The organism is Bradyrhizobium sp., from assembly GCF_028868675.1.
GTDB lineage: Bacteria > Pseudomonadota > Alphaproteobacteria > Rhizobiales > Xanthobacteraceae > Bradyrhizobium.
The window spans coordinates 1-4,758 of the sequence record NZ_JAGWUA010000283.1; the positions used below are offsets into that span (position 1 = coordinate 1).

The following is a 4,758-nucleotide window of genomic DNA, read 5'->3' on the forward strand; positions in this document are numbered from 1 at the left end:
TTTTTTCAGCGCTTCCAGCGCCGAGATCGCCGCCATCAATTCCATGCGGTTGTTGGTGGTGTGGAGCTCGCCGCCCTTCAACTCCTTCTCGGCGTCGCCGGATTTCAGGATCGCGCCCCAGCCGCCGGGGCCGGGATTTCCCGAGCAGGCGCCGTCGGTGAAGATGGTGACGCTGGGCGATGTGCTCACGCGACCAGCCCCGAGGGCGTGAGCCCGTAGTCGCGCACGCTCGCAACGCTCTGATGGAAGCGCAGCTTGCGAAAATACTCCAGCGGATCCTTCGGCCGCACCAGCGCGCCCGGCGGCACGTTGAGCCAGTCGACCAGCCGCGTCAGCAGGAAGCGCAGCGCGGATCCGCGCGCCAGGAGCGGCAGCGCCGCCTCTTCCGCCTCGGACAGCTTGCGCTCGCGGCCATAGGCGTTGAGGAACGCGCGCGCCTTGGTGACGTTGAAGGAATGATCGGGCTCGAAACACCAGGCGTTGAGGCAGATCGCGACGTCATAGGCGAGGATGTCGTTGCAGGCGAAGGTGAAGTCGATCAGGCCGGAGAGCCTGTCGCCGAGGAAGAAGACGTTGTCGTTGAACAGATCGGCGTGGATCACGCCCTCGGGCAGGTTCTTCGGCCAGACGCCGCTTTCGAGATAATCGAGCTCGGTCTCCAGAAACACCCGCAGCCCCGGTTGCACCGTATCGGCGCGGGAGGCGGCCTGGTCGAACAGCGGCCGCCAGCCGGAGACGGACAGCGCGTTCGGCCGCGACATCGCGAAATTGCGCCCCGCCAGATGCATCTTCGCCAGCGCCTGGCCGACGCCGGCGCAATGCACGGCGTTGGGCTTGCGCGGCCAGATGCCTTCGAGAAAGGTGATGATCGCGGCGGGCCTGCCCGCGAGCTCGCGCAGCGCCTCGCCGTCCCTGCCCTTCACCGGCTGCGGACAGCTGATGCCGTTCTCGGCGAGATGCGTCATCAGCGCGAGGAAGAACGGCAGATCGTTCCGCGCCACCCGCTTTTCGTAGAGCGTGAGGATGAACGAGCCCTTGCTGGTGTGCAGCAGGAAGTTGGAGTTCTCGACGCCCTCGGCGATGCCCTTGTAGGACAAGAGCTCGCCGAGGTCGTACTGGCCGAGGAATTCCGCAAGCTCGTCGGCGGCGACGTCGGTGTAGACCGCCATGAAGATCTACTCGGCGGCGGCTTCGGGGCGCAGCGAGCGCGGCAGCGGGAAGAACTCGTTCTCCTCCGCGGCCGAGACCGTCTCCACATGCAGCGTGAAACGCTCGGCGAAGGCGTCCATGATCTCCTCGACGATCACCTCGGGCGCGGAGGCGCCGGCGGTGATGCCGAGGCTCTTGATGCCCTCGAACCGCTTCCAGTCGATGTCGGCGGCACGTTGGGCCAGGACGGCAATGGGGCAGCCCTCGCGCTCGGCGACCTCGCGCAGGCGCTGCGAGTTCGACGAATTCGGCGCACCGACCACGATCAGCGCGTCGACCACCGGCGCCACCTTCTTCACCGCGAGCTGGCGGTTGGTGGTGGCGTAGCAGATGTCTTCCTTGTGCGGCCCGTTGACGTTGGGGAAGCGCTCCTTCAGCAGCGCCACGATCTCCGCGGTGTCGTCGATCGACAGCGTGGTCTGGGTCACGAAAGCGAGGTTGTTCGGGTCCTTCGGCGTGAAGGTCTTTGCGTCCTCGGCGGTCTCGATCAGCGTCACCGCGCCCTGCGGGAGCTGGCCGAGCGTGCCCACCACCTCCGGATGATGGGAATGGCCGATCAGCAGGATCTCCCGCCCGCGCTTGAAATGGATCGCCGCCTCCCGGTGCACCTTGGTCACCAGCGGGCAGGTCGCATCCAGCGAGAACAGGTTACGCGACTGCGCGTCGGCCGGAACCGACTTCGGCACGCCATGGGCCGAAAACACCACCGGCGCGGTGGTATTTTCCGGGATTTCAGCCAGTTCCTCGACGAAAATCGCGCCCTTCTTCTTCAACCCGTCGACCACGTACCTATTGTGCACGATCTCGTGGCGGACATAGACCGGGGCCCCGTACAAGGTGAGCGCCCGTTCCACGGTGTCGATGGCCCGCACCACGCCGGCGCAGAAGCCGCGAGGAGAACAAAGCACGATTCTCAGGTCAGGTTTGGCTGGCATGGACGATCTCGGGACCGAATCACCCCCTTGAGCCCGCGGGCGGGGAACGGTCATTGGCAAGGTACGACTTTATGGGACGACGGTCACGACTTGGGACTGGTTTCGGCCGGTGTCAAGGCACTTTAGCTGATGCCTTGCGCCAAACCATTGCACGACAGGCCTCTCACGGCTTATATAGCGCCAATTCCCGTCATCGCTGATGACCCCGGTTTCGCCTCCAAAGAGGTGGGCGAAGCACAAAGGAGATTTGCCATGAGCAACGCACCTCTGATGCCCAAGGCGACCGCCGTCTGGCTGCTCGACAACACGGCGCTGACCTTCGACCAGGTCGCCGATTTCACCAAGATGCATCCCCTGGAAGTCCGGGCGATCGCCGACGGCGACGCCGCCCAGGGCATCAAGGGCATGGATCCCATTTCCAACGGCCAGTTGACCCGCGAGGAGATCGAGAAGGCCGAGAAGGACCCGAACTACCGGCTTCATCTGCAGGAGAGCAAGGTGGTGCTGCCGCCCCAGCCCAAGCGCAAGGGGCCGCGCTACACCCCGGTCTCCCGCCGCCACGAGCGGCCCAGCGCCATCCTCTGGCTGTTGCGCAACCATGCCGAGCTGAAGGACGCCCAGATCATGCGGCTGGTCGGCACGACCAAGAGCACGATCGCCAGCGTCCGCGACCGCACCCATTGGAACGCCTCCTCGCTCACCCCGATGGACCCGGTTACGCTCGGCCTCTGCTCGCAGCTCGAACTCGATTTCGAGGTGCAGCGTGCGGCCAAGGAGAAGCCGGTCGATACGACCTATGGCGGCGCCACGCTGCTGCCAGCCTCCGAGACCACCAAGAAGGAGCCGGAATACGAGGGCGCGGAGAAATCGAGCGACGACCTCAACGTCGACGCCGTGTTCGCCAAGCTGAAGACCATCGGCGGCAAGAAGCCCGACGACGAATAGGTCTCGCGAGCTGCACGGAACGCGATACGGACGCGGCGGGGCCACCCGCCGCGTTTTCGTTTGAGCCGCGCGTCGATCTCCGTTTGCGGTAAGCCTATCCGGCCGGGCTCCCGCCCTATCCCGTGCGATGCCTGCAATAGCTCTTGCTGGCATGCCAGTCCTTGGGTTACTGGCATGCCAACAGCTTGCGGTCGGGCCGGCTTCGCTCCGACGGCGCAGAGAATGTGTGAAAGAGAGAGCATGGCACGCAACATTCTGATCCTTGGAGCCTCCTACGGCTCGCTACTGGGCACCAAGCTGTTGATGGCGGGACACAACGTGACCCTGGTCTGCCGCAACAGGACCGCCGAGCTGATCAATCGCGACGGCACCGAGGTCCGCATCAAGCTGCGCGATGAGGCGGTGCACCGGGCGATCTTCTCGCGCGACCTGCCCGGCAAGGTGGACGCGGTCACGCCCGCCGACGTCGACGTCTCCCGCTACGACATGGTCGCGCTCGCCATGCAGGAGCCGCAATATACCAACCACACGGTGCGCGTGCTGATGGTCAAGATCGCGGCGGCCGGCCTGCCGTGCCTGTCGATCATGAACATGCCGCCTCTGCCCTATCTGAAGCGGATCCCGGCGCTCGCCGACATGGACCTGGAGGAGGCCTACACCAACGCGCAGGTGTGGGAGCGCTTCAAGCCAGGACTGGTGACGCTGTGCTCGCCCGATCCGCAGGCCTTCCGTCCGCCGGAAGAGGCGGCGAACGTCCTGCACGTCGGCCTGCCCACCAACTTCAAGGCCGCCATCTTCGCGGACGAGAAGCACAACAAGGTGCTGCGGGAGCTGGAGGCCGACATCGACGCGGTCACGCTGGATGGCCACGACGTTCCCGTGAAACTCAAGGTGTTCGACTCGCTGTTCGTGCCCCTGGCGAAATGGTCGATGCTGCTGACCGGCAACTACCGCTGCATTACGCCGCACGAGCCGCAGTCGATCCGCGACGCCGTGCACAAGGATCTGAAGCTGTCGCAGTCGATCTACGACCATGTCGACATGATCGCGCGGCGTCTCGGCGCCGATCCGCAGGACCAGGTACCGTTTGCAAAATACGCCAAGGCGGCCGAAAGCCTGCTCAAGCCCTCGTCGGCGGCCCGCGCCGTCGCCGCCGGCGCACCCTTCATCGAGCGGGTCGATCTGCTGGTGAAGCTGATCTCGCATCAGCTCGGCCTGCCCAATGCCGAGATCGACCGCACGGTCGAGACCGTCGACCAGAAGCTGAACGAGCGGATCGTGGCCGGCGGCTCCGGCGCGCAGTAACGTCGTCTTGGGACGTGCGTCGCGCCAGACTCGACCCGTGCCTCGTATCACGCTACCTACTCGGCAACGCGTTACGGATGGAAAATTCCATGACCGCACGGGCCGAACGGACGAAGATGCGGCAACGACGGCGCGCTCAAGGTTTGAGCTTGATCGTTGTCGATCCGCGGTCGCATAGCGTTCGGCGACGAGTCGCGAAGCAGGTCGCGCGCCTCAACCAGGATTGCGAGCGCGACGCCTTGAGGTGGATCGAATCGCTCTCTGAGCTCGACGCTGACGTGGCGGGAGGATCGGCGCGCGCTTAATCCTTGCCGGTCTGCTCGGTCAGGAATTTCTCCAGCACGCCGCTGACGAACCGGTTGCC

General features: G+C 65.2%; 6 protein-coding genes. 2 read left to right on the forward strand and 4 right to left on the reverse strand.

Annotation, left to right across the window (positions count from 1 at the left end):
* The 3 genes from KGM94_RS23580 to ispH all read right to left on the reverse strand — a co-directional run.
* A partial coding sequence (locus KGM94_RS23580; protein WP_366526271.1) for an RNase H family protein occupies nt 1-189 on the reverse strand: 189 nt, incomplete at its 3' end.
* On the reverse strand, nt 186-1,169 hold the full coding sequence (locus tag KGM94_RS23585) for a homoserine kinase (protein WP_300264631.1): 984 nt from the start codon (nt 1,167-1,169) through the stop codon (nt 186-188). The genes KGM94_RS23585 and KGM94_RS23580, both read right to left, overlap by 4 nt.
* Nucleotides 1,170-1,175: 6 nt before the next feature.
* Nucleotides 1,176-2,144 (reverse strand): 4-hydroxy-3-methylbut-2-enyl diphosphate reductase, encoded by a 969-nt coding sequence (gene ispH / locus KGM94_RS23590; RefSeq protein ID WP_300264633.1) that lies wholly within the window; start codon nt 2,142-2,144, stop codon nt 1,176-1,178.
* Nucleotides 2,145-2,396: 252 nt separating this feature from the next.
* Between ispH and KGM94_RS23595 the strand changes: the two genes are divergently transcribed.
* On the forward strand, nt 2,397-3,089 hold the full coding sequence (locus KGM94_RS23595) for a cell cycle transcriptional regulator TrcR (RefSeq protein ID WP_300264635.1): 693 nt from the start codon (nt 2,397-2,399) through the stop codon (nt 3,087-3,089).
* Between the two features lie 240 nt (nt 3,090-3,329).
* On the forward strand, nt 3,330-4,394 hold the full coding sequence (locus tag KGM94_RS23600) for a 2-dehydropantoate 2-reductase N-terminal domain-containing protein (protein WP_300264637.1): 1,065 nt from the start codon (nt 3,330-3,332) through the stop codon (nt 4,392-4,394).
* 71 nt (nt 4,395-4,465) lie between these two features.
* Here the strand turns inward: KGM94_RS23600 and KGM94_RS23605 are convergent.
* On the reverse strand, nt 4,466-4,758 hold a 293-nt coding region (locus tag KGM94_RS23605; RefSeq protein ID WP_300264639.1), incomplete at its 5' end, for a hypothetical protein.

Bases quoted from the DNA above. Each gene is read 5' to 3' on its own strand.
- KGM94_RS23585 (WP_300264631.1), bottom strand. From the start codon at position 1,169: ATGGCGGTCTACACCGACGTCGCCGCCGACGAGCTTGCGGAATTCCTC.
- ispH (WP_300264633.1), bottom strand. From the start codon at position 2,144: ATGCCAGCCAAACCTGACCTGAGAATCGTGCTTTGTTCTCCTCGCGGC.
- KGM94_RS23595 (WP_300264635.1), top strand. From the start codon at position 2,397: ATGAGCAACGCACCTCTGATGCCCAAGGCGACCGCCGTCTGGCTGCTC.
- KGM94_RS23600 (WP_300264637.1), top strand. From the start codon at position 3,330: ATGGCACGCAACATTCTGATCCTTGGAGCCTCCTACGGCTCGCTACTG.